This is a genomic window from Betaproteobacteria bacterium, assembly GCA_016709965.1.
GTDB classification, from domain to species: domain Bacteria; phylum Pseudomonadota; class Gammaproteobacteria; order Burkholderiales; family Rhodocyclaceae; genus Azonexus; species Azonexus amarohabitans.
Genome location: JADJLT010000006.1, coordinates 268884 through 289214, shown reverse-complemented (window position 1 = coordinate 289214; position 20331 = coordinate 268884). Strand labels below are relative to the sequence as shown.

Here is a 20331-nt window from a genome sequence, read left to right as displayed (position 1 = left end):
AAGTCCGGAACGGATTTCCCAACGCGGCCCCGATCAGAACGCGTCCTCCTCGGGTGGATTTCCCCGCTTGCTCTGCTCCCTTGCCTTGATCCTCGACTTGGCCGTTGCCGTGCTGTGCCGGAAGCGAAATGACTCATTCCCCGTTTCCACGATGTGGCAGTGATGCGTCAGGCGGTCGAGCAGCGCCGTCGTCATCTTGGCATCGCCGAAGACGCTCGGCCATTCGGCAAAGGTCAGGTTGGTCGTGATCATCACGCTGGTGTGCTCGTAGAGCTTCGACAGCAAGTGAAACAGCAAGGCACCACCAGCCTGGCTGAACGGCAGATAGCCCAGCTCATCGAGAATCACCAGATCCATGCGCAGCAGTCCCAAGGCAATCCGGCCAGCTTTGCCGGCCGCCTTCTCTTGTTCCAGGGCATTGGCCAGATCCACCGTCGAGAAGAACCGAACCCGCTTGTTATGGTGCCCAATCCCCGAAACACCCAGTGCCGTGGCCAGGTGCGTCTTGCCGGTTCCCGTGCCACCGATGAACACCACGTTCTGCGCTTCCTCGGTAAAGGACAGGTCGGCCAGTTGCCGAATCAGTTTCTGATCTACCTTCGATTGATCGAAGTCGAATCCCGCTAGATCCCGATGTACAGGGAAGCGGGCCGCATGCATCTGGTAGCCAATCGAGCGCATGACCCGGTCAGTATGTTCGGCCTGCAGCAGATGCTCGATCAACCAGCGAGAAGTGTCGATGCCGGCGCCACCGTTGGCCGATAGCTCTTCCCAGGCACCAGCCATGCCGTGCAGGCGCAGCTCCTTGAACTCACTCATCAGCTCACGCATGGTCGCTCACCTCCACGCGCAGCTGGTCGTAGCGACCCGTATCGGCGATCGGTGCTTCGCTGATCGTCAGCGGGGTCTCCACCGGTGGTGGCATGGGTCCAGACTTCAGTCGATTGAGCATGTTCTCGACGTGCTCGGCACTGGGCAAGCCTGATTCCAGAACCAGATCGACCGCCACCAGCACAGACTCCAGACCGAACTGCGCAATCGCTGACAGGACCTTGGCCATCACCCGATCACCACCTTCTCGACGCAGCAACAAACTGCGCAGGCGCTGCAAAGCTTCCGGCATGTCGGCAAATGGCGCGCCATTTCTCAAGGCACCCGGCTTGCGTTCAATCAGCGGAATGTAGTGCTGCCAGTCGTAGAGCGTTTGTTGCCGGGTGAAACTACGTGGATGGCTGGCCATGCGCAGATCGTGCGCCACCATATCAATCCGCTCCGGATAGAGACGCAGGCTAACGACCTGGCCGACCAACTCGCACGGCACCGAATAGCGATTACGATCCAGCGTGACTAGGCAGGTGCTGGAGACTTTGCCCAGGGTTTCAACATACCCATCGAAGGGCGCCACCATTGGCATCAGGCTCGGTTGCTCGTGTTCCAGCATCTCGGCCACCGTCAGATCCGCGTACTCAGGATGGCGCAATTCCTGCCACAGGCTACGGCAGCGTTCGAGCAGCCAGACGTTCAGTTCGGTGAAAGAGCTGAAGCGTTCCTTGCCGGCATCCTGCCAGAGCCGCAGCCGGCTATCCTGGACATTCTTCTCGACAACGCCTTTCTCCCAGCCGCTGGCGACATTGCAGAAATCCGGGTCGAACAGGTAGTGGGAGGCCATGGCCGAGAAGCGGGCATTGACGATACGGGACTTGCCCTTCTGCACCTTATCCACGGCCGTCTTCATATTGTCGTAGATGCCGCGCCGAGGAATGCCGCCCAAGGCCGCAAACGAACGGGTATGGGCATCAAACAGCATTTCGTGGCCTTGCGTCGGGTAGGCCTGAACCACAAAGGCCCGACTGGCACAGAACTTCAGATGCGAGGCGAGAATCTTGCGCCAGACACCACCGATCACCAAATGCTCTTCGCTCCAGTCGAACTGGAAGGCTTCGCCTAATTCAAAGTGGAGCGGAACGAAGGCTTTGCTGACCGCCGCGCCACCATCGGAACGCCAGCGCCGGATGAACTCAGTGACCCGGCAGTAGGTGCCCGTAAATCCGGCCGCCTGCAATTCACCAAAGAGTTTCAGCGCCGTACGCCGATCCCGTTTCGGGCGCCGAGCATCCGTTTCCAGCGCCTTGATGAGTCGCGCCGCATAGGGCGCAATCTTGACGTTCGGGTTCTCCCGTTCGTACTTCGGCTCCGTGCCTTCCGGCGTCCGTAACCAACGCTTGACGGTGTTCCGGCTATACCCCGTCTTCCTCGAAATCTCGGATAGCGACACGCCATCCCGGTAAAACAACCGCCGAATCCTTCCCAGATCCTTCATGGTGATCATCTCCTAAAATCCTGCTCAAAAAATGAGCGGACTAGTTAATCACCCTGGTCAATTTTCAGCGCGCACAACCTCGCTTTTCTGGTCAGTTTTCAACGAGCGTCAACAGTTATAAGGATTTTCTACCACTAATTGCCCGCGCAGCCGCCTGTACTCTGGAACCTCTCCAGTTCTGAAACCTGTTAGTTCAGAGTTAATCCACTCCACAAGCTCCGGAACATTAAGTCGGCGGGCTACCACAAGGGAACGACGTAGCAAGTCCCCGGTAGAAACATTAGGGTCGCTAGCCATGTTGACTAATTCTGGCACTAGCGCGGGCATTTTCTCTCCTTGGACAAACCTAATCTTCATAGTTTAGCCATGTTCCGCCTTAAGCGACTACAGCCCGACAGGAACACAGCAATTAATTAGCATAACCTTATTTCATAATCACCAAACTTCCCTTTTGTTCGTACCCCTATCGCAGTCATACCTAAAACGTGGATCAATGCATCTTTAGCAGCTCATGCCATCTGTTTCTTATGCGACAGCAAAGATCACAGAACGCACAGCCTCGATAGCATCCAGCCCTCTAGCAAGAGGAATTCCCGATCCATACACCGCTGCGACTCCCGGCACCTTATGCCCCATCAACCGCTCTCGTAGCTCTGAATCTACCCCGGCATTTACCGCTACGTCTTTCCAAGAATGCCGCATCTGGTACAACGTACTGCCTCCTGTCATATCCTTGAATCTGGTTCCGAATGACGAGACAGCGCCATGAGGAGAACGCACATTTTTCTCCTGCCACTCCAACATCTCCCGCAATCGCTGAACTGGCAGAACTTCCCGAGTTCCATCGCTTAGGGGTATCTCGCGCTCCGATGCCTTGTTCTTTCCATCAACAAGTCGGAGATACAACCCTTTCTCTCCGAATACATCAGTTTTCGTTACAAGGTCGATTGGTCTTGCTTGTATCAATTCCCGAGGTCTCATACCAAGCACGGCCAAAACCTCGACGGCGATTGCATCAAACTGCGAAGCACCGCCCCCGTAGTCGTTCCGAACCTTCACAGGAACTGGCCTACTCTTGAATGCCTTAAGTGCTGAGCGAATCTCCTGAATCGGCATGCTCTGCCGATCACCCACCCGAGGCTGCATAACGCCCTGTAGCTCACGCAATACCGGCGCGGTAAACTTTGGAAGAACGCACCGAAGAGCAGACACCATGCAATCAAGCTGGCCTTTCACGCTCCGAGGCTGAATCACTTGCAGACGAGCATTGCACCACTCCCGCAAACCATCCTGAATATCTGATTCCCCAACGCTCCGAACCTTTATCTTCGGCAGAAGCGATTTCGCCAACTGATACCGCTGAGGGGCTACCTTGTGCAGGTATTCGCGCAATGCCCGATCACAAAGCACCGACCATGTTTCCGTGTTTGCCTCACTCCCCGACTGGGTAGCAATAGGCTGCTGTATTGCGCTCGATTGCGTTGCAGGTTCCGGAGGGAGTGGCTGAGCTTGTATTGCCAACTCGATTCCATTCAGACACGCCTGCGCCTCGATAGCGGTCTGAGGGCCGGGACTCGGCATTGGTGCTGTAAGCGCAGCCGAATAGAAATCCTTCCAGCGCCTAATCGTATCTAACCAGCCCTGCGGATCACGTTGCTGTTCTTCCACAACCCGAATAGCAGCAAGCCGCATCAACTCAGGAACCCGAGCCAAGACGCTCTCGGGACTTCTTTGGCTATCTGCACCGGCTGCACCATCAACCCGCTTCGCTTCAGCCCCTTGTGCCGCCACAAGTTCCACCTGCCGCTTTTCCTCTTGAAACTTGTGTTCCCGCCTTGCCTCGGCACAGATCGCATCGAACTGCACGGACACGGCACGGCACAATTTCTCAGCCTCTCTCCTGTTCGCAGTCTGAAGACTCTGCATGTGCATGGTCTTGCCAACCACCTTAGCTACCTCAACCGGGTATCTGCGACGGAAGTACCAGAGACTAGAGCTGTCCTTTTTGTGTAAGAATTCTGCCATCGCGTGTCACCCTGTTGTGTATCCGAATCACGGCAGTTTGTGTCACCTAAACAAACCCAGACCAACACCGCAAATCGCTTGTACTGCAAGCATTTAGAGCGGACAGGCTATCATGAAAAGAGTTAGAAAATGTGCCAACTGCTCGGCATGAACTGCAACGTGCCGACCGACATCTGCTTCTCCTTCAGCGGATTTCGAGAGCGAGGCGGTGCAACGGACGTGCACTCGGATGGTTGGGGCATCTCCTTTTTTGAGGGCAAGGGAACCCGGACTTTCCTTGACCCGCAACCTTCAAGCATTTCGCCGGTCGCCGAGCTGGTTCGTCGTTATCCGATTCGCTCCAAAAACGTCATCGCCCATATCCGCAAGGCAACGCAAGGCGCCGTCGGACTGGAGAACACGCATCCCTTCATGCGCGAACTGTGGGGACGCTACTGGATCTTTGCCCATAACGGCAATCTGTTCGATTTCATGCCGCAGCTCGATGGCAGCTTCGTTCCGGTCGGACTCACCGACAGCGAACGCGCCTTCTGTTGGCTGCTTCAGGAATTGCGCAAGCGTTTCGGAAATCATGTGCCGGAACGCAACGATTTGTTTGATGCGATTCATGCGCTGACGCTGGTCATTTCCAGCCACGGCGAGTTCAATTTTCTGCTCTCGAATGGCGACTGTCTGTTTGCGCACGCCTCGACCAAACTGAGCCACATCGTGCGTCAGGCACCGTTTGCTCAGGCGCACCTGAAGGATCAGGACGTCACCGTCGATTTCAGCGATGTCACCTCGCCCAACGATCGTGTAGCGGTGATTGCCACATTGCCACTGACCGATAACGAGGCGTGGACCGCGATGCCGCCGGGCACGCTGTGGTGGTTCGAGGAAGGCGCGCCGGTCAAGACCTTGCCGACGCGACCGGGGCCGGTCAAAAAGCCCGCCTGATCAGTCGCCGGAGAACTTGCGGAAATCTTCTTCCGCCTTGGCCATCTCAGTTTCCATTTTTGCCTGATTTTCCGGGTTGACCGCAGGATCAGCCACCGGACGCGAAACCAGGCGGGATGCGATGATTCCCAGCTCATAGAGCAGGCACATTGGGACAGCCAGCGCCAGTTGGGAAACGACATCCGGAGGCGTTACGACCGCAGCAACCACAAAGGCACCGACGATAAAGTAGGAGCGCCATTCCTTGAGTTTTTCAACGGTAACAAGGTTCAGCTTGACCAGCATGACCAGTGCCACCGGCACCTCGAAGGCGATGCCGAAGGCCAGGAACATGGTCATGACGAACGACAGGTACGCTTCAATGTCAGGTGCGGGCGTAATGCTCTTCGGGGCAAAGGTGTTGATAAAACTGAACACTTGCCCGAAGACGAAGAAATAACAAAACGCCATGCCGGAAATGAACAGCAACGAACTGGAAATGATCAGCGGAATCCCCAGACGCTTTTCATGGGCATAGAGGCCGGGAGCGATAAAGGCCCATACCTGATAAAGGATATAGGGCAAGGCAAACACGAAGGCGACCATCGCTGTCACCTTCAGCGGCACCATGAATGGCGTAATGACGCCAATGGCAACCATCTTTGTGCCCTCAGGCAAAGCCCTGGTCAGCGGTGCAGCGAGAATGTCGTAAATTACCCCTGGCCCCGGGTAGAGACACAGAATGCCAAGCACCACGACAATAGCGATCAGACTGCGCAACAAGCGGTCGCGCAATTCGATCAGATGCGAAATGAAGGAATCTTCCGGCGTATCGCTCATGCCACAGGCTTGCTGGCGCTATCAGCGACGGGCAATGTTTCAGACAATTTTGCGTTCGATTGCAATTCAGTCATCGCCTCGTGTGCCGGCACTTCAATGGCACTGCGTGCCGATTCAAACTCCTTGCGCACAGAGGTCTCCAGTTCGCGCGCAGAATCCGTAACCTGGGACTGCAGCTTTCGCAGCTCATCGAGCTGGACTTCGCGACTGATATCGGACTTCACGTCATTGACGTAACGCTGGGCACGACCGAGCAGATGCCCGAGTGTGCGTGCGACCTTGGGCAAGCGCTCGGGGCCGATGACGATCAACGCCACGAAGCCGATCACTATCAACTCGGAAAAACTGATATCGAACATGGATTTGAGGCCGGATCATGAAACGGAAAACACCCGTTTCATGACATCAGGACTTGGTCTTTTCCTTAACTTCGACGTCAATGGTTTCGCCACTGACCTGCTGAGTTGGCTGTGCCACATCCGCTGGCTTGTTTTCGGCGCTCGCTTCCTTCATGCCTTCCTTGAAACCCTTGACGGCGCCACCGAGATCCTGTCCTACGTTACGCAGCTTCTTGGTGCCGAAAATGAGCATGACGATGACCAGAACGATCAACCAGTGCCAAATGGAAAAACTGCCCATAATGTGTCTCCTAGATACGTTTCAGCATGGGGCCGACCGGTTCCGGGCCTCCCACGATATGCGCGTGCAAGTGCGGCACTTCCTGCTGCCCCACACGTCCTGTATTGATAATCATACGAAAGCCGTCCGGACTGCCTTGAGCTACCGCAATTTCGTTAGCCTTGGCCAGAATCCTGCCGAGCACCTGCGTATCGTCTGCCGTTGCCGTTGCCAGCGATGTGATGTGCTTCTTGGGAATTACCAGAACATGGACAGGCCGAGCCGGGTTGATATCGTTGAAGGCAATTATCTCGTCGTCTTCATAGACCTTCTTCGCGGGGATCTTTCCATCGACTATCTTGCAAAAAATGCAATCGCTCACTTGGCGCCTCGTGCCGCCTTTTCGTCGATACCGGAAATGCCTTCGCGACGACGCATCTCCTGGGAAACATCCTCGATGCTCAATCCATAGAAGGCTAGCAATACCAGCACGTGATAAATCACATCCGTTGATTCCCAGACCACTTTAAGGCGCTTGCCTTCCTTCCCCGCCATAATCAGTTCGGCGCATTCCTCGCCGATTTTCTTCAGAATCGAATCGGGTCCCTCTGAAAACAGCTTGGCGGTGTAAGACTTCTCCGGGTCAGCGTGACGACGGGAAGCCAGTGTCTCGGAGAGACGGTGCAGGATGTCATGGGTGCTCATTTGTAAATATCCTTCGGGTCTTTCAAAACCTGATCTACGGGAATCCAGCGATCCCCATTCAACTCATTGAAGAAACAACTCTCTCGGCCGGTATGACAGGCAATCCCGCCTACTTGTTCAATGCTCAACAGCAACACATCGCCATCGCAATCGGTGCGAATAGCCTTGATCTTCTGAAAATGGCCTGACTCTTCACCCTTGCGCCAAAGACGCTTCCTCGAACGCGACCAGTATACCGCGTTGCCGGAGCGAAGCGTTTCCTGAAGCGAGTCGCGGTTCATGTAGGCGAACATCACGACGCGTCCTTTTTCGTCCTGCGCAATGGCCGGGATCATCCCGTCAGCGTCCCATTTCAACGCCTGCAACCAGTCTTGCGTATGATCCAGATCAGACATTAGCTACTTAGCCTTAAAGCCGCACTTCAATGCCGCGGGCCGCCATGTATTCCTTGGCCTGGCGAACCGTATACTCGCCAAAATGAAAAATGGATGCAGCCAGCACTGCATCGGCCCGGCCTTCGCTGACACCATCGGCCAGATGCTGCAAGTTACCCACACCACCGGAGGCAATGACCGGAATCTTCACCGCATCGGACACGGCGCGGGTCAGCGCCAGATCGAAGCCATTCTTGGTACCGTCACGATCCATGCTGGTCAGCAGAATTTCGCCGGCGCCCAAAGCATCAACCTTTTTCGCCCACTCGATCGCATCCATACCGGTATCGTTGCGACCGCCATGGGTAAAGACATGCCATTGGCCAGGCGCAACCTGCTTGGCATCGATGGCGACGACAATACACTGCGAACCAACCTTGCTCGACGCATCGAAAACGAGATCCGGATTCTGCACGGCCGCCGTGTTCATCGACACCTTGTCGGCGCCTGCATTAAGCAGACGACGGACGTCTTCCACCTTGCGCACGCCACCACCTACCGTCAGCGGAATGAAAACCTGCTCGGCGCAGGCTTCAATGATGTGCAGGATGATGTCGCGCTGATCGCTGGACGCAGTGATATCGAGAAAAGTCACCTCATCGGCGCCCTGCTCGTTATAACGGCGGGCGATTTCGATGGGATCGCCGGCATCGCGCAGGCCGACAAAATTCGTCCCCTTGACGACACGGCCAGCCGTGACATCAAGGCACGGGATGATGCGCTTGGCGAGCATCAGGCGCCCAACTCGTCAGCCATTTCCTGAGCTGCCTTGAAGTCGAGAGAGCCATCGTAAACCGCACGGCCGGCGATGGTGCCAACGATGCCTTCAGCTTCAACGGCACACAGCGCACGGATATCGTCAAAACCAGTCAGGCCGCCGGACGCAATGACCGGAATAGTCAGCGCCTGGGCGAGACGCACAGTGGCTTCGATATTCAGGCCAGAAAGCATGCCGTCGCGGCCAATATCGGTGTAAATGATCGACTCGACGCCGTAATCTTCATATTTCTTGGCCAGATCGACGACCTCGTGGCCGGTCAGCTTGGACCAGCCGTCGGTCGCCACCTTGCCGTCCTTGGCATCAAGGCCAACGATGATGTGACCGGGGAAGGCCACACAGGCATCACGCAGGAAGCCGGGATTCTTGACTGCGGCGGTACCGATGATGACGTAGGAAAGACCGCCATCGATACAGGCTTCAATGGTATCGAGGTCGCGAATGCCGCCGCCCAACTGCACGGGAATCTCATCACCCACTTCAGCCAGGATGGCCTTGATGGCGGCTGCGTTCTTTGGCTTGCCGGCAAAGGCACCATTCAGGTCGACCAGGTGGAGACGACGGGCGCCCTGGTTCAGCCAATGACGAGCCTGCTCGGCCGGGCTATCGGAAAAAACAGTAGCCTGTTCCATCAGGCCCTGCTTCAGACGGACGCATTGGCCGTCCTTGAGATCAATCGCGGGAATAATCAGCATGGGAGTCTAGGAAAATGTGTTCGACAAAAGCGAATCAAGGGTGCCACTCAACGAAGTTTTTCAGTAGTTGCAGGCCGTCACGAGCGCTTTTCTCAGGATGGAACTGAACCGCGAAGATATTATCCCTCCCGACAGCGCAGGTAAAGGGTATGCCGTACTCGCAGGAGCCCGTGACCAGCGCCGGATCGGCAGGTACGACAAAGTAGCTGTGCACAAAGTAAAAGCGCGAGCGGTCGGCGATGCCCTGCCATAGCAAATGCGGCTTCTGGGCCACTTCGTTCCAGCCCATGTGCGGCACCTTCAGGCGCTCGCCGGTGGGCTGCAGCATTTTGTCATCGGGGAAACGTTTGACGTTACCGGCAAAGACACCAAGAGCCGAGACGTTACCTTCATCACTGTGCTCGAACAGCATCTGCTCGCCGACGCAGATGCCGAGAAACGGCTTGTTCTTGGCAGCAGCCAATACTGCGCCACGCAGACCGCGTGCATCAAGCTCCCCCATGCAGTCCGGCATCGCGCCCTGACCGGGAAAGACCACTCGCTCTGCCGCCGCAACCATGGCCGGGTCGGCAGTCACAACAACTGGGCAGCCACCGGCTACGTGCTCCAGCGCCTTCGATACGGAGCGCAGGTTGCCCATGCCGTAATCGATGACAGCGATGGTTTTGCCTGCACTCACAGCGAGCCTTTCGTCGAGGGCACGGTGCCAGCCATGCGCGGATCAGGCGTCACCGCCATGCGCAGGGCGCGGCCGAAGGCCTTGAAAATAGTCTCGGCTTGATGGTGGGCGTTTTTGCCGCGTAGATTATCGATGTGCAGCGTCATTCCGGCGTGATTGACCAGGCCATGAAAGAATTCGCTGATCAGGTCAACGTCGAACTGGCCGATCACAGCCCGCGTGAACTCGACATTCAGTTCCAGGCCCGGACGACCGGAAAGATCAATGACGACGCGCGAGAGTGCTTCATCCAGCGGCACATAGCTGTGGCCATAACGGGTCAGGCCCTTCTTGTCGCCCCAAGCCTTGGCCAGCGCCTGGCCGAAGGTGATGCCGATATCTTCGACGGTGTGGTGTGCATCGATGTGGAGATCACCTTTCGCGTCAACATCGAGGTCAATCAACCCGTGGCGGGCAATCTGGTCGAGCATGTGGTCGAGAAAGGGCACGCCGGTGGCGAACTTGCCCTGACCGGTGCCATCGAGATTGAGACGCACAGTAATCTGCGTCTCCAGCGTGTTGCGTGTGATTTCGGCTTGCCGCATGGTTGAAGGCTGCAAAAGGCTTTTAACGGGGGGCCATGATACCATTTCAGCCCACCATTACGCCTTTCGTAAAAACCCCATGAGTCGCTTCTGGAGCCAGGTCGTCCGTGACCTCACCCCCTACGTACCGGGCGAGCAGCCCAAGATCACCAATCTGATCAAGCTGAACACCAACGAGAACCCCTTCCCACCCTCCCCCAAGGTGCTGGCGGCGATCCAGGCGGAACTCGGTGATGATGCGGCGCGCCTGCGTCTTTACCCGGACCCGAACGCTGATTTGCTCAAAGGTGCTATCGCCAAATGCCATGGGCTAAATGCGCAGCAAATCTTCGTCGGCAACGGTTCAGACGAGGTATTGGCCCATGTCTTCATGGCGCTACTCAAGCACGACGCGCCAATTCTGTTTCCAGACATCACTTACAGCTTCTACCCGGTGTATTGCGGCTTATTTGGCGTTGAATACCGCACCGTGCCGCTCGCCGACGATTTTTCGATCAACCCGGCCGACTTCTACGGTCAACCGGAAAAAACGGGCAAAAACAAAATCCGCGGCATCATCTTCCCTAACCCGAACGCCCCAACCGGTCGCCTGCTGGCGCTTGAGGCCATTGAGCAGATTCTCAAAACCAATCCGGATACCGTAGTGGTCGTCGATGAGGCTTATGTCGATTTCGGCGGAGAAACTGCCATTCCGCTGATCGAACGTTACGACAACCTGCTCGTCGTCCACACGCTGTCCAAATCACGCTCGCTGGCCGGCATGCGCGTCGGCTTCGCGGTTGGCCATCCGGCGCTGATCGAAGCGCTGGAGCGGGTCAAGAACAGCTTCAACTCCTACCCGCTGGATCGCCTGGCCATTGTCGGCGCAGTGGCTGCGATGGAGGACGAAGCATATTTCGAACAATGCCGCCGTGCGGTAATCGCTACCCGCGATACCTTGTCCGCCGAATTGACCAATATTGGCTTCGAGGTCCTGCCCTCCGCTGCCAATTTCATCTTTGCGCGTCATCGGCAACGCGATGCAGGGGAACTGGCCAAGTCACTACGTGATCGAAATATCATCGTCCGCCATTTCAAACTTCCTCGTATCGACCAGTTCCTGCGCATCACCGTCGGCACCGATGGCGAATGCAAGGCATTGACCGATGCGCTGCGCCAGATCATTGACTAACCACCATGGAACCAATCTGGAAACGCCCCGACGGCAGCATCGTAGCCTGCACCGAGAAGATCAAGGTACTGCGCGAGAACCTCGAAGAACTTCGCCAGATGGCGCAGGATGCCTTCGAGGACGCACTGTTGATGGAGTGCGAGGAAGGCCAGATCCGGGCGGTGTTTCAGGACGTCATCGCGGGGCTGGACAATCCCTACAAGCGGGACTAACCGCAAATTAGCCGCTTGCACCAGACCGACATCTCGTTAGTCAACAGCAGTCCGAACAAAACAGGTCAGGCGCACGTCTACGGTCAGCGCAATCTCCGTCAGCGCCGCTGCTCGCGCCCTGCCCTCCGCGGTTGCCCGATAGAGATGCGGCGTCATGGCCAGCAAATCGGCAATTTGTTCGGCACCTGAAATAGTCAAGGTATAGCGGAGCGTATCGAAAAGACCTTCGGCAAACCCATCCGGCACCGGCATGACAGTCGTCCGCTCCGGCTTCAGCGTCGGGTAAATAATTTCCCGCAGTTCCCGTAAATGATCCGGTCCGGTATCAACCTGCAGCAGCAAGCCGCCCGACTTGAGGATACGGGCAAACTCGGGATAAACAGGAAAGCCGAACATACATAACACCCGGTCGATCGTCCCCGACAGCACGGGCAGGTTGGCATTGCTGCCGACCACCCAGTTTGGCCGCTTATCCTGCTTGGCGGCCGACAGTACCGCCCATTTGGAAATATCCAGCCCGAGCAGGGCAACGCTTTGCCCAACGCCAAGCGCTGACATCAACTGGCGAACGTAATAGCCTTCACCGCAACCGGCATCGAGACAACTGAACGTCGCATTCTCCGGCAAATCAGCCAACACAAGCCGACTGACTGCCGCGGCGATCGGCTGATAGAACCCGGCATTGAGGAAGCGCCGCCGAGCCGCAACCATTTCCTTGCTGTCACCCGGGTCAAGCGAGCGCTTTTTGTGCACGGGAAGCAGGTTTGCGTAGCCCTGACTGGCAATATCGAAACTATGGCCGGCCGGACAGCACCATGCCGAGCCCTGGCACTGCAATGGCGCGCCATCCAACGGGCATGCCAACGACCGAAATGGGGTAACGGCCATCCTCAGATCACTCCCAAAAACCCCAGCGCAGCGCCGACCGCGATAAACCATAGCGGGTGAAATTTCGTCCGCAGATTAGCCGCCATGGTGGCACCCACCACTAACCAGGCGGCCCAGCCGAAGGCAGCAGCCTGGGCAATCAGGGTCGCTCCGGAAAAAATCAGACCCACGGCCAGCGGCGCAACCCCAAGACTCACCGCTCTTTGCCAGCGCTTGCCGGAAAAACTCTCCCAGCGGTCGATCAGCAAGTAGATCAGGATACTCATGGGCAAGCACATGGCCAGCGTCGAGGCCAGCGCACCCGACAGCCCGCCGATTTCCCAGCCGATCAAAGTGACCACCAGCACATTCGGCCCTGGCGCTGCCTGGGCAATCGCGTAGAGATGGGTAAAGGTCGCATCGTCAAGCCAGTGATGATTTTCTACAACGACGCGGTGCATTTCCGGCAACAAGGCTGTCGCCCCGCCAAAGGCTACCGCGGAAAGTAGCGCAAACTCGAGGAATAGTTCGACGACAATCATTTCCGGCCCAGCGCCCAATACGCCACACCACCGGAAAGCAGCAAGCCGACGACCATGACGCTCGGCATCGGCCAGCGCAAACCGGCAATGGCCACCACGGTCAACCCGGTAAATGGCAGAAAAAACCGCTTGTCCTTGAGCGCCGAGCCCATTCTCCAAGCCATGCTGAAGAGCAGCCCGCAGCCTACTGCCGCAATGCCGCGCAACATGGCCTGAACTTGCGGCAAACTGCCGTAGTGGTCGTAAAGCAGGGCCAGCAACAGAACGATGACGAACGGCCCAGCGAGAAGGCCAAACGCCGAAACGAGCGCGCCAGGCAAGCCGCGATAACGCTTGCCAACAACCACAGCCAGATTGACAACGTTGGGTCCCGGCAAAAATTGACAAAGACCGAGTTGGGCATTGAATTCCTCCGCGCTCATCCATTGCCGCTCTTCGACCAGCATGCGCCGGGCGAAAGGCAGGACACCACCGAAGCCGGAAAGTCCGACCGATGAAAAGCCCAAAAAAAGCGCCCGGAGATTCGGGCGCTGCTGAAGATTGGGCTCTTCCACGGTCAACCGGAAAATTCGCTCAATTTTCGAGTCGGAACTCAGCCGACTTGGCGTGAGCCGGCAGACCTTCGCCATGCGCCAGCGTCGAAGCAATCCGACCCAGCGTCTGGGCGCCTGCTTTGGACACCTTGATCAGACTGGTACGCTTCTGGAAATCATAGACACCCAGCGGCGACGAGAAACGTGCACTGCCGGAAGTCGGCAAGACATGGTTCGGGCCAGCGCAGTAATCACCAAGCGCCTCAGAGGTGTAGTGACCGATGAAAATGGCACCCGCATGGTGGATCTTGGCGACCCACGGATCGGGGTCGGCCAGCGACAACTCAAGATGCTCCGGCGCGACGCGGTTGGCGATGGCGACCGCCTCGTCCATGTCACGCACCAGAATGAAGGCGCCGCGATTGGTCAGCGAGGTACGAATGGTTTCGGCGCGCGGCATGGTAGGCAACAGCTTTTCGATACTGGCCTGCACCTGATCGATAAACCCGGCATCGGTGCAGATCAGAATCGACTGCGCGAGTTCGTCGTGCTCCGCCTGCGAAAAGAGATCCATCGCCACCCAGTCCGGATTACCGGAGCCATCCGAGACGACGAGAATTTCCGAAGGGCCAGCCACCATGTCGATACCGACAATGCCGAATACCCGGCGCTTGGCGGTAGCCACGTAAGCGTTGCCGGGGCCCACGATCTTGTCCACCTGCGGCACGCTTTCAGTACCATAAGCCAAGGCACCCACTGCTTGGGCTCCACCGATAGTGAAAACGCGGTCAACGCCCGCCAGACAGGCGGCTGCCAATACCAGCTGATTCTTTTCACCATCCGGGGTCGGCACCACCATGATCAGTTCCTTGACGCCAGCCACCTTGGCCGGAATCGCGTTCATTAGCACGGACGACGGATAGGCGGCCTTGCCACCTGGTACGTAGAGACCAACGCGATCAAGCGGCGTGATCATCTGGCCAAGCATGGTGCCATCGGCCTCGGTGTATGACCAGCCTTCGAGCCGCTGACGCTCGTGATAGGCCCACACGCGCCCGGCAGCAGCCTCCAGTGCGGTACGCCGGTCAGCCGGCAGGCTATCCAAAGCCTGCTGCATTTCGACTTTGGACAACTCAAGGTCGGCCATAGTGAGGGCAGTCATTCGATCAAATTTGTTGCTGTATTCGATCACGGCGGCGTCGCCGCGCGTCTTGACGTCAGCCAGGATACCGGCGACGGTGCGTTCGATACCTTCATCAGCCGCCGCCTCGAAGGCTAGCAAGGCATCCATTTTTGCCTTGAAATTGGCGTCGACCGTAGCAAGACGTTTAATGGCGACCATTTACTTCTCCACCGCCTGTGCGAAGGCATCAATAATCGGCTGCAGGATATCGCGCTTGACTTTGAGTGCGGCCTGATTGACCACGAGGCGGCTGGAAATATCCACGACATGCTCAACTGCGACCAGCTTGTTGGCCTTCAACGTACCGCCGCTGGAAACGAGATCAACAATGGCATCAGCCAGCCCGGCCAGCGGCGCCAGCTCCATGGAGCCATAGAGCTTGATCAGATCAATATGAACGCCCTTTGCCGCAAAATGTTCACGCGCGGTCTTGGTATATTTACTAGCCACCTTGAGACGATTGCCCTGGCGTACGGCATTTTCGTAATCGAAGCCCTCCGGCACGGCGACCATCATCCGGCACTTGGCAATCTTCAAATCGAGCGGTGCATAGAGGCCTTCGCCACCATGCTCAATCAGCACGTCCTTGCCAGCTACGCCAAGGTCGGCCGCGCCATACTGAACGTAGGTCGGCACATCGGTCGCGCGAACGATAACGACGCGCACGGACGGATTGTTCGTCCCGATGATCAGTTTACGGGATGTTTCCGGATTTTCACTGGGAACGATGCCGGCTGCAGCGAGCAGTGGCAGGGTTTCATCGAAGATACGGCCCTTGGAGAGTGCGATGGTGATGCCGGTCACGGGATTTCTCGTGGCAAAAGAGTAATTTTACCGCAAAGCCGAGAAACGGCCGGGCAGAAAAGCAAAAAGCCCGGCAAGCCGGGCTTTCTTGAGTCAGGCGACTCCGCGAGCTTATTCAGCCGGGCGGATGTTTGCAGCCTGCTTACCCTTCGGGCCATTGACGACGTCGAACGTCACTTTTTGGTTTTCAGCCAGGGTCTTGAAACCGTTGCCTTGAATTGCAGAGAAGTGGGCGAAGAGGTCTTCACCACCTTCAGACGGGGAGATAAAACCAAAACCCTTGGAGTCATTGAACCACTTAACGGTACCGTTTGCCATTTGATAGCTTCCTAAAAAAAAATACGGGCTTGCGCCACAAAAATACGAGAACCAAGACCGAGGAGAGCTGACAAACCGTGGTACGGCGCAGGAACAAAACACTGCCTGGAAATCCCGAGGCTCGGAGTATGGGCCAGCATTTCAAATACGCCAAGCATTTTTTGCACTTTTCTGCGGCGGACCGCAGAAAAGTGCAAAGCGCCAAAGCTAATGTGTGCCGCTCAATGAACGCGCCTGACAGAGGCGCCCAGCTTGGCGAGCTTTTCCTCAATACGTTCGTAACCACGATCCAAGTGGTATATGCGATCGATCACCGTCTCGCCCTGCGCGACCAAGCCGGCGATAACCAGCGAGGCGGAAGCACGCAAATCCGTCGCCATGACCGTAGCGCCTTCCAGTCGCTCAATGCCACGCACGATGGCGTTATTGCCCTCGATCTGGATATTGGCACCAAGCCGCATCAACTCATTGACATGCATGAAACGGTTTTCGAAAATGGTTTCACGAATCGTCGCCACGCCATCAGCAATGCAGTTGATTGCCATAAACTGGGCCTGCATGTCGGTCGGAAATGCTGGGTACGGCGCGGTGCGCAGACTAACCGCCTTCAGGCGTTGCGGCGCGATAATACGCATCGCGTCGCGTTCGACAGTAATCTCGCAACCCGCATCCATCAGTTTATCGACCACCGTGTCGAGGTAGGCCGCCGATGTCTTCAGTAGACGGATATCGCCCCCTGTTGCCGCCGCCGCACATAGATAGGTGCCCGTCTCAATGCGGTCCGGCATGACGGCATGGGTTGCCCCGTGCAGCTTTTCTACACCTTGAATACGAATCACATCGGTACCGGCACCGGAAATACGAGCGCCCATACTGACCAAACAGTTGGCCAGATCGACCACTTCCGGCTCGCGCGCGGCATTCTCAATGATGGTTTCCCCATCTGCCAAGCAGGCGGCCATCATCAGATTTTCGGTACCCGTCACGGTCACCATGTCGGTACAGATGCGAGCACCTTTTAGGCGAGTAGCCTTGGCATGCACATAACCCTGCTCCACAGTAATTTCGGCACCCATTGCCTGCAGGCCTTTGATATGTTGGTCAACCGGACGGGCGCCAATGGCACAACCACCCGGCAACGACACGCGCGCTTCACCACAGCGCGCCACCAACGGACCAAGTACCAGAATGGACGCCCGCATGGTCTTGACCATTTCGTAGGACGCAACAGCGTTGTTCAGGCCGCCCCCATTCAGAACCATGCCGTCAATGCCATCCATGGTGACACCAACGCCCATATCGCCCAGCAGGCGCAGCATTGTCGAAATATCGTTAAGGTGCGGCACATTGGTCAGGTGCAACGGATCCGCCGTTAACAACGAAGCACAAAGAATCGGCAATGCAGCATTCTTGGCACCGGAAATGGCAACCTCACCAGAGAGGATTTTACCCCCCTCAATCAATAACTTATCCACGCTGCGCGCTCCATTCTTCCGGGGTCAATGTTTTGAAGGAAAGGGCATGCAATTCCCCTGAATCAAACTTTTCCTTCAGAATTTTATTTACGTGCTGCTGACGCTGCACGCGACTCTTGCCAACAAACTCGCCACTCACAATTAGCGCCTCGAAATGCTGGCCGTCTCCATCGAGAGTCAGGTGTTCGCAGACCATGCCGGCGAGAATAATTTGCTTGATTTGTTCAGGATGCATCATTTTTAGCCTCTCAGCTTCCAGCCCCGCTTCAACAGGCTTAGTGTCACCCAGGACACAGCGGCAAAGCAGGCGACAACGACCGCCAAGCTGGTTTCCGGCGCCACATCTGAGACACCAAAAAAGCCATAGCGAAAACCGTCAATCATGTAAAAAACGGGATTGTAATGTGACAAACGCTGCCAAAACATGGGCAGTGTGTAAATTGAATAGAAAACACCGGACAACATGGTCAACGGCATGATCAGGAAATTCTGGAATCCGGCCAACTGATCGAACTTCTCGGACCAGATACCAGCAATCATACCCAGCGCAGCAAACAGCGCACCGCCAAACAGCGCGAAAGTCAGCACCCACAAAGGCGCAACGATGGAAAGCTCTGCAAACCATACGGTCGCAGCCAGAACGCCTATACCAACAAGCATACCTCGAACTACCGCCGCCAGTACGTAAGCAGCAAAAAAAGCACTATAGGGAATTGGCGGCAGCAAAACAAAGACGATTGAACCGGTGATCTTGGCCTGAATAAGACTAGAGGAGGAGTTGGCAAAAGAATTTTGGAGCACCTGCATCATCACCAGCCCTGGAACCAGAAAGCTGGTGTACCGTACACCATGGACTTGGACGCTGCCATCAAGCACGTGGCCAAAAATAAGCAAATAGAGCAAAGCCGTAAGCACGGGGGCAGCGACAGTCTGAAAACTGACTTTCCAGAATCGCAGAAACTCCTTTTCAAACAGCGTCAGGAAGCCAATCATTGCTGCAAGGTCCGCACAAACACCTCTTCCAGCGAGGCGCCCGGATACGCTGACATGAGGTTGGCCGTTGTATCCATGGCCACAACACGCCCCTGTTTCATCAGCGCCATACGATTGCACAAGGCCTCTGCCTCTTCGAGGTAATGCGTGGTCAGGATGATTGTGTGCCCCTCAGCATTCAGCCGACGAATGAATTGCCACAGCCCCTGACGTAATTCGACATCAACACCAGCGGTAGGCTCATCAAGAACAATGACCGGCGGTTTGTGAACCAACGCCTGAGCAACCAGCACACGCCGCTTCATCCCCCCGGATAACCGACGCATATTGACGTTCGCCTTGCTCGTCAAATCAAGATTTTCGAGAATTTCATCGATCCAGGCGTCGTTATTACGGATACCAAAATAGCCGGACTGGATACGCAAGGTTTCACGCACATTGAAGAATGGATCGAAAACCAGTTCCTGCGGCACCACGCCCAGCAAACGGCGCGCTTCACGAAAGTCGCGTATCACGTCATGGCCAAGAACCCTTAGCACACCAGAGTCTGGACGAATCAACCCTGCCAGCGATGAAATCAGGGTCGTCTTGCCGGCTCCATTCGGCCCAAGCAGGCCGAAGAACTCGCCTTGCGCGATTTCCAGGGAAACTCCGGCCAGCGCTTGCAGCGAGCCAAAATTCTTGACGGCATCGACGATTGAAACAGCAGAAAGCATGACGCGCCCCTCAAACGAGGGGCAATAATTCGGTGACGCCGTAGAGCTCAGCCAGCGAACGGACTCCAGGCGGAATATTGGCAAATTTGACCGTCGACCGCATCGATTCGGCAGCACGCAACCATCCGATCATCACGGCAAGCGCCGACGAGTCGGCCTCGGTCACCTCGGAAAAATCAAACACTTGTTCGCCCTGTAGCAAAGCAGAACGGCCTGCTTCGAGCAGGCCGCGCGCATTACTCATAACGAGTGGCACCTTGACATTCAGGCGCCCCGCTTTACGTTCAATCATTTTTTCTCGGATTTGACCGAGTTGCCTTCCAAAGACCTGTTCTTGGTGGCAATCGCGGCAATCAGACCATCGATCCCGCCGTTACGAACCTCTTGATTGAACTGGTCACGATAGTTGGTAACCAAGCTGATGCCGGCCACCACTACGTCGTAGACTTTCCAGCCCTGCTCCTGTTTTTCCAGGTTGTAATCCAGCTGTACGGGCTTGCCGCCTGGCTGATGAATCTCTGTTCTAACCAGCACATCAGTTTCAGTGGGTGCCATTTTAAAGGGCTTGTAAACGACCTTTTGATTCTTGTAGCTGGTTAATGCATTCGAATAAGTACGCACAAGCAGAGTCTTGAACTCGGCAGTCAAATGTGTCTGCTGTTGCGGTGTAGCTTTACGCCACTCCTTACCAAGGGCCAGCGCGGTCATATGCGTAAAATTGAAATTGGGCAGCACTTTCTTGTCCACCAATTCAATGACTTTTCGGGTATCACCACTCTGAATATCCTTATCTTTACGGATAATTTCCAGAACATCTTCCGTCACCCGCTGAATCAAGGCGTCGGGAGCCTCCTGAGCGTATGCAACAGTGGCAATAAAACTGGCAAACAAGACCGCAAATAGCTTTTTCATTATCGAATACAT

29 protein-coding genes are annotated in these 20331 nt (G+C 56.2%); 3 read left to right on the top strand and 26 right to left on the bottom strand.

Annotated elements, in window-relative coordinates:
• Window positions 1–33: 33 nt before the first annotated feature.
• The 4 genes from IPJ12_15875 to IPJ12_15860 all read right to left on the bottom strand — a co-directional run bounded on the left by IPJ12_15875 (window position 34) and on the right by IPJ12_15860 (window position 4345).
• Window positions 34–831, bottom strand: coding sequence for an ATP-binding protein (locus IPJ12_15875; GenBank protein ID MBK7648580.1), 798 nt, complete (start codon window positions 829–831; stop codon window positions 34–36).
• Entirely contained in the window at window positions 824–2320 is a 1497-nt protein-coding gene (locus tag IPJ12_15870) for an IS21 family transposase (protein MBK7648579.1), read from the bottom strand. The genes IPJ12_15875 and IPJ12_15870 overlap by 8 nt, the downstream gene beginning before the upstream one ends.
• Before the next feature lie 108 nt (window positions 2321–2428).
• Entirely contained in the window at window positions 2429–2647 is a 219-nt protein-coding gene (locus tag IPJ12_15865; protein MBK7648578.1) for a hypothetical protein, read from the bottom strand.
• A gap of 198 nt (window positions 2648–2845) precedes the next feature.
• Window positions 2846–4345: a hypothetical protein gene (locus IPJ12_15860; GenBank protein MBK7648577.1), complete on the bottom strand. Its 1500-nt coding sequence runs from the start codon at window positions 4343–4345 to the stop codon at window positions 2846–2848.
• A 129-nt stretch (window positions 4346–4474) separates the two neighbouring features.
• Here IPJ12_15860 and IPJ12_15855 point away from each other — a divergent pair, with 129 nt between their 5' ends.
• The gene (locus tag IPJ12_15855; GenBank protein ID MBK7648576.1) at window positions 4475–5281 is read left to right on the top strand and encodes a class II glutamine amidotransferase; all 807 of its coding nucleotides are present in this window, start codon (window positions 4475–4477) and stop codon (window positions 5279–5281) included.
• Here IPJ12_15855 and tatC read toward each other — a convergent pair whose 3' ends face one another.
• From tatC to hisB, 10 genes are read right to left on the bottom strand one after another with little or no spacing between them, the layout of a single operon-like run.
• On the bottom strand, window positions 5282–6100 hold the full coding sequence (gene tatC / locus IPJ12_15850; protein MBK7648575.1) for a twin-arginine translocase subunit TatC: 819 nt from the start codon (window positions 6098–6100) through the stop codon (window positions 5282–5284). It lies immediately after the preceding gene.
• Entirely contained in the window at window positions 6097–6459 is a 363-nt protein-coding gene (tatB, locus tag IPJ12_15845) for a twin-arginine translocase subunit TatB (protein ID MBK7648574.1), read from the bottom strand. The genes tatC and tatB overlap by 4 nt, the downstream gene beginning before the upstream one ends.
• Window positions 6460–6505: 46 nt before the next feature.
• Complete coding sequence (gene tatA / locus IPJ12_15840; GenBank protein ID MBK7648573.1) at window positions 6506–6739, bottom strand: Sec-independent protein translocase subunit TatA; 234 nt, start codon at window positions 6737–6739, stop codon at window positions 6506–6508.
• 10 nt (window positions 6740–6749) lie between these two features.
• Window positions 6750–7100 carry a histidine triad nucleotide-binding protein gene (locus IPJ12_15835; protein ID MBK7648572.1) on the bottom strand — a complete coding sequence of 117 codons (351 nt, stop codon included), beginning with the start codon at window positions 7098–7100 and terminating at the stop codon, window positions 6750–6752.
• Window positions 7097–7423 (bottom strand): phosphoribosyl-ATP diphosphatase, encoded by a 327-nt coding sequence (locus IPJ12_15830; GenBank protein MBK7648571.1) that lies wholly within the window; start codon window positions 7421–7423, stop codon window positions 7097–7099. The genes IPJ12_15835 and IPJ12_15830 overlap by 4 nt, the downstream gene beginning before the upstream one ends.
• Window positions 7420–7818, bottom strand: coding sequence for a phosphoribosyl-AMP cyclohydrolase (gene hisI, locus IPJ12_15825; protein ID MBK7648570.1), 399 nt, complete (start codon window positions 7816–7818; stop codon window positions 7420–7422). Before hisI ends, IPJ12_15830 begins: the two co-directional genes overlap by 4 nt.
• A gap of 13 nt (window positions 7819–7831) precedes the next feature.
• On the bottom strand, window positions 7832–8590 hold the full coding sequence (gene hisF / locus IPJ12_15820) for an imidazole glycerol phosphate synthase subunit HisF (GenBank protein MBK7648569.1): 759 nt from the start codon (window positions 8588–8590) through the stop codon (window positions 7832–7834).
• A complete protein-coding gene (hisA, locus tag IPJ12_15815; protein ID MBK7648568.1) occupies window positions 8590–9330 on the bottom strand; it encodes a 1-(5-phosphoribosyl)-5-[(5-phosphoribosylamino)methylideneamino]imidazole-4-carboxamide isomerase in 741 nt (246 codons plus the stop codon). Before hisA ends, hisF begins: the two co-directional genes overlap by 1 nt.
• A gap of 34 nt (window positions 9331–9364) precedes the next feature.
• Complete coding sequence (hisH, locus tag IPJ12_15810) at window positions 9365–9970, bottom strand: imidazole glycerol phosphate synthase subunit HisH (protein ID MBK7648567.1); 606 nt, start codon at window positions 9968–9970, stop codon at window positions 9365–9367.
• A gap of 35 nt (window positions 9971–10005) precedes the next feature.
• Entirely contained in the window at window positions 10006–10593 is a 588-nt protein-coding gene (gene hisB, locus IPJ12_15805; protein MBK7648566.1) for an imidazoleglycerol-phosphate dehydratase HisB, read from the bottom strand.
• Window positions 10594–10672: 79 nt separating this feature from the next.
• On the opposite strand from hisB, the gene IPJ12_15800 reads away from it, so the two are divergent.
• Entirely contained in the window at window positions 10673–11764 is a 1092-nt protein-coding gene (locus tag IPJ12_15800) for a histidinol-phosphate transaminase (GenBank protein ID MBK7648565.1), read from the top strand.
• Window positions 11765–11769: 5 nt separating this feature from the next.
• On the top strand, window positions 11770–11976 hold the full coding sequence (locus IPJ12_15795; protein ID MBK7648564.1) for a hypothetical protein: 207 nt from the start codon (window positions 11770–11772) through the stop codon (window positions 11974–11976).
• Between the two features lie 36 nt (window positions 11977–12012).
• Here IPJ12_15795 and IPJ12_15790 read toward each other — a convergent pair whose 3' ends face one another.
• The 12 genes from IPJ12_15790 to IPJ12_15735 all read right to left on the bottom strand — a co-directional run bounded on the left by IPJ12_15790 (window position 12013) and on the right by IPJ12_15735 (window position 20331).
• Entirely contained in the window at window positions 12013–12864 is an 852-nt protein-coding gene (locus IPJ12_15790; GenBank protein ID MBK7648563.1) for a methyltransferase domain-containing protein, read from the bottom strand.
• 2 nt (window positions 12865–12866) lie between these two features.
• The gene (locus IPJ12_15785) at window positions 12867–13385 is read right to left on the bottom strand and encodes a chromate transporter (protein ID MBK7648562.1); all 519 of its coding nucleotides are present in this window, start codon (window positions 13383–13385) and stop codon (window positions 12867–12869) included.
• Window positions 13382–13945, bottom strand: a complete 564-nt coding sequence (locus tag IPJ12_15780) for a chromate transporter (protein ID MBK7648561.1) — start codon at window positions 13943–13945, stop codon at window positions 13382–13384. Before IPJ12_15780 ends, IPJ12_15785 begins: the two co-directional genes overlap by 4 nt.
• Window positions 13946–13958: 13 nt before the next feature.
• Window positions 13959–15260 carry a histidinol dehydrogenase gene (gene hisD, locus IPJ12_15775; GenBank protein ID MBK7648560.1) on the bottom strand — a complete coding sequence of 434 codons (1302 nt, stop codon included), beginning with the start codon at window positions 15258–15260 and terminating at the stop codon, window positions 13959–13961.
• On the bottom strand, window positions 15261–15905 hold the full coding sequence (locus IPJ12_15770) for an ATP phosphoribosyltransferase (protein ID MBK7648559.1): 645 nt from the start codon (window positions 15903–15905) through the stop codon (window positions 15261–15263).
• 111 nt (window positions 15906–16016) lie between these two features.
• Window positions 16017–16223, bottom strand: coding sequence for a cold-shock protein (locus tag IPJ12_15765; protein MBK7648558.1), 207 nt, complete (start codon window positions 16221–16223; stop codon window positions 16017–16019).
• 221 nt (window positions 16224–16444) lie between these two features.
• A complete protein-coding gene (gene murA, locus IPJ12_15760; protein ID MBK7648557.1) occupies window positions 16445–17698 on the bottom strand; it encodes a UDP-N-acetylglucosamine 1-carboxyvinyltransferase in 1254 nt (417 codons plus the stop codon).
• Window positions 17691–17933 (bottom strand): BolA/IbaG family iron-sulfur metabolism protein, encoded by a 243-nt coding sequence (locus IPJ12_15755; protein MBK7648556.1) that lies wholly within the window; start codon window positions 17931–17933, stop codon window positions 17691–17693. Before IPJ12_15755 ends, murA begins: the two co-directional genes overlap by 8 nt.
• Before the next feature lie 5 nt (window positions 17934–17938).
• Complete coding sequence (locus IPJ12_15750) at window positions 17939–18691, bottom strand: ABC transporter permease (GenBank protein ID MBK7648555.1); 753 nt, start codon at window positions 18689–18691, stop codon at window positions 17939–17941.
• On the bottom strand, window positions 18688–19407 hold the full coding sequence (locus IPJ12_15745; protein MBK7648554.1) for an ABC transporter ATP-binding protein: 720 nt from the start codon (window positions 19405–19407) through the stop codon (window positions 18688–18690). The genes IPJ12_15750 and IPJ12_15745 overlap by 4 nt, the downstream gene beginning before the upstream one ends.
• Before the next feature lie 10 nt (window positions 19408–19417).
• Complete coding sequence (locus IPJ12_15740) at window positions 19418–19699, bottom strand: STAS domain-containing protein (protein MBK7648553.1); 282 nt, start codon at window positions 19697–19699, stop codon at window positions 19418–19420.
• Complete coding sequence (locus IPJ12_15735; GenBank protein MBK7648552.1) at window positions 19696–20331, bottom strand: ABC transporter substrate-binding protein; 636 nt, start codon at window positions 20329–20331, stop codon at window positions 19696–19698. Before IPJ12_15735 ends, IPJ12_15740 begins: the two co-directional genes overlap by 4 nt.

Coding starts and splice junctions, on each gene's coding strand:
- IPJ12_15745 (MBK7648554.1), bottom strand. CDS start 19,407: ATGCTTTCTGCTGTTTCAATCGTCGATGCCGTCAAGAATTTTGGCTCG.
- IPJ12_15800 (MBK7648565.1), top strand. CDS start 10,673: ATGAGTCGCTTCTGGAGCCAGGTCGTCCGTGACCTCACCCCCTACGTA.
- IPJ12_15790 (MBK7648563.1), bottom strand. CDS start 12,864: ATGGCCGTTACCCCATTTCGGTCGTTGGCATGCCCGTTGGATGGCGCG.
- hisH (MBK7648567.1), bottom strand. CDS start 9,970: ATGGGCAACCTGCGCTCCGTATCGAAGGCGCTGGAGCACGTAGCCGGT.
- IPJ12_15785 (MBK7648562.1), bottom strand. CDS start 13,385: ATGATTGTCGTCGAACTATTCCTCGAGTTTGCGCTACTTTCCGCGGTA.
- IPJ12_15855 (MBK7648576.1), top strand. CDS start 4,475: ATGTGCCAACTGCTCGGCATGAACTGCAACGTGCCGACCGACATCTGC.
- IPJ12_15875 (MBK7648580.1), bottom strand. CDS start 831: ATGCGTGAGCTGATGAGTGAGTTCAAGGAGCTGCGCCTGCACGGCATG.
- hisB (MBK7648566.1), bottom strand. CDS start 10,593: ATGCGGCAAGCCGAAATCACACGCAACACGCTGGAGACGCAGATTACT.
- hisA (MBK7648568.1), bottom strand. CDS start 9,330: ATGCTGATTATTCCCGCGATTGATCTCAAGGACGGCCAATGCGTCCGT.
- IPJ12_15750 (MBK7648555.1), bottom strand. CDS start 18,691: ATGATTGGCTTCCTGACGCTGTTTGAAAAGGAGTTTCTGCGATTCTGG.
- IPJ12_15865 (MBK7648578.1), bottom strand. CDS start 2,647: ATGCCCGCGCTAGTGCCAGAATTAGTCAACATGGCTAGCGACCCTAAT.
- IPJ12_15765 (MBK7648558.1), bottom strand. CDS start 16,223: ATGGCAAACGGTACCGTTAAGTGGTTCAATGACTCCAAGGGTTTTGGT.
- tatC (MBK7648575.1), bottom strand. CDS start 6,100: ATGAGCGATACGCCGGAAGATTCCTTCATTTCGCATCTGATCGAATTG.
- IPJ12_15740 (MBK7648553.1), bottom strand. CDS start 19,699: ATGATTGAACGTAAAGCGGGGCGCCTGAATGTCAAGGTGCCACTCGTT.
- IPJ12_15755 (MBK7648556.1), bottom strand. CDS start 17,933: ATGCATCCTGAACAAATCAAGCAAATTATTCTCGCCGGCATGGTCTGC.
- IPJ12_15860 (MBK7648577.1), bottom strand. CDS start 4,345: ATGGCAGAATTCTTACACAAAAAGGACAGCTCTAGTCTCTGGTACTTC.
- hisD (MBK7648560.1), bottom strand. CDS start 15,260: ATGGTCGCCATTAAACGTCTTGCTACGGTCGACGCCAATTTCAAGGCA.
- hisF (MBK7648569.1), bottom strand. CDS start 8,590: ATGCTCGCCAAGCGCATCATCCCGTGCCTTGATGTCACGGCTGGCCGT.
- IPJ12_15735 (MBK7648552.1), bottom strand. CDS start 20,331: ATGTATTCGATAATGAAAAAGCTATTTGCGGTCTTGTTTGCCAGTTTT.
- IPJ12_15830 (MBK7648571.1), bottom strand. CDS start 7,423: ATGAGCACCCATGACATCCTGCACCGTCTCTCCGAGACACTGGCTTCC.
- IPJ12_15795 (MBK7648564.1), top strand. CDS start 11,770: ATGGAACCAATCTGGAAACGCCCCGACGGCAGCATCGTAGCCTGCACC.
- hisI (MBK7648570.1), bottom strand. CDS start 7,818: ATGTCTGATCTGGATCATACGCAAGACTGGTTGCAGGCGTTGAAATGG.
- tatB (MBK7648574.1), bottom strand. CDS start 6,459: ATGTTCGATATCAGTTTTTCCGAGTTGATAGTGATCGGCTTCGTGGCG.
- tatA (MBK7648573.1), bottom strand. CDS start 6,739: ATGGGCAGTTTTTCCATTTGGCACTGGTTGATCGTTCTGGTCATCGTC.
- IPJ12_15870 (MBK7648579.1), bottom strand. CDS start 2,320: ATGAAGGATCTGGGAAGGATTCGGCGGTTGTTTTACCGGGATGGCGTG.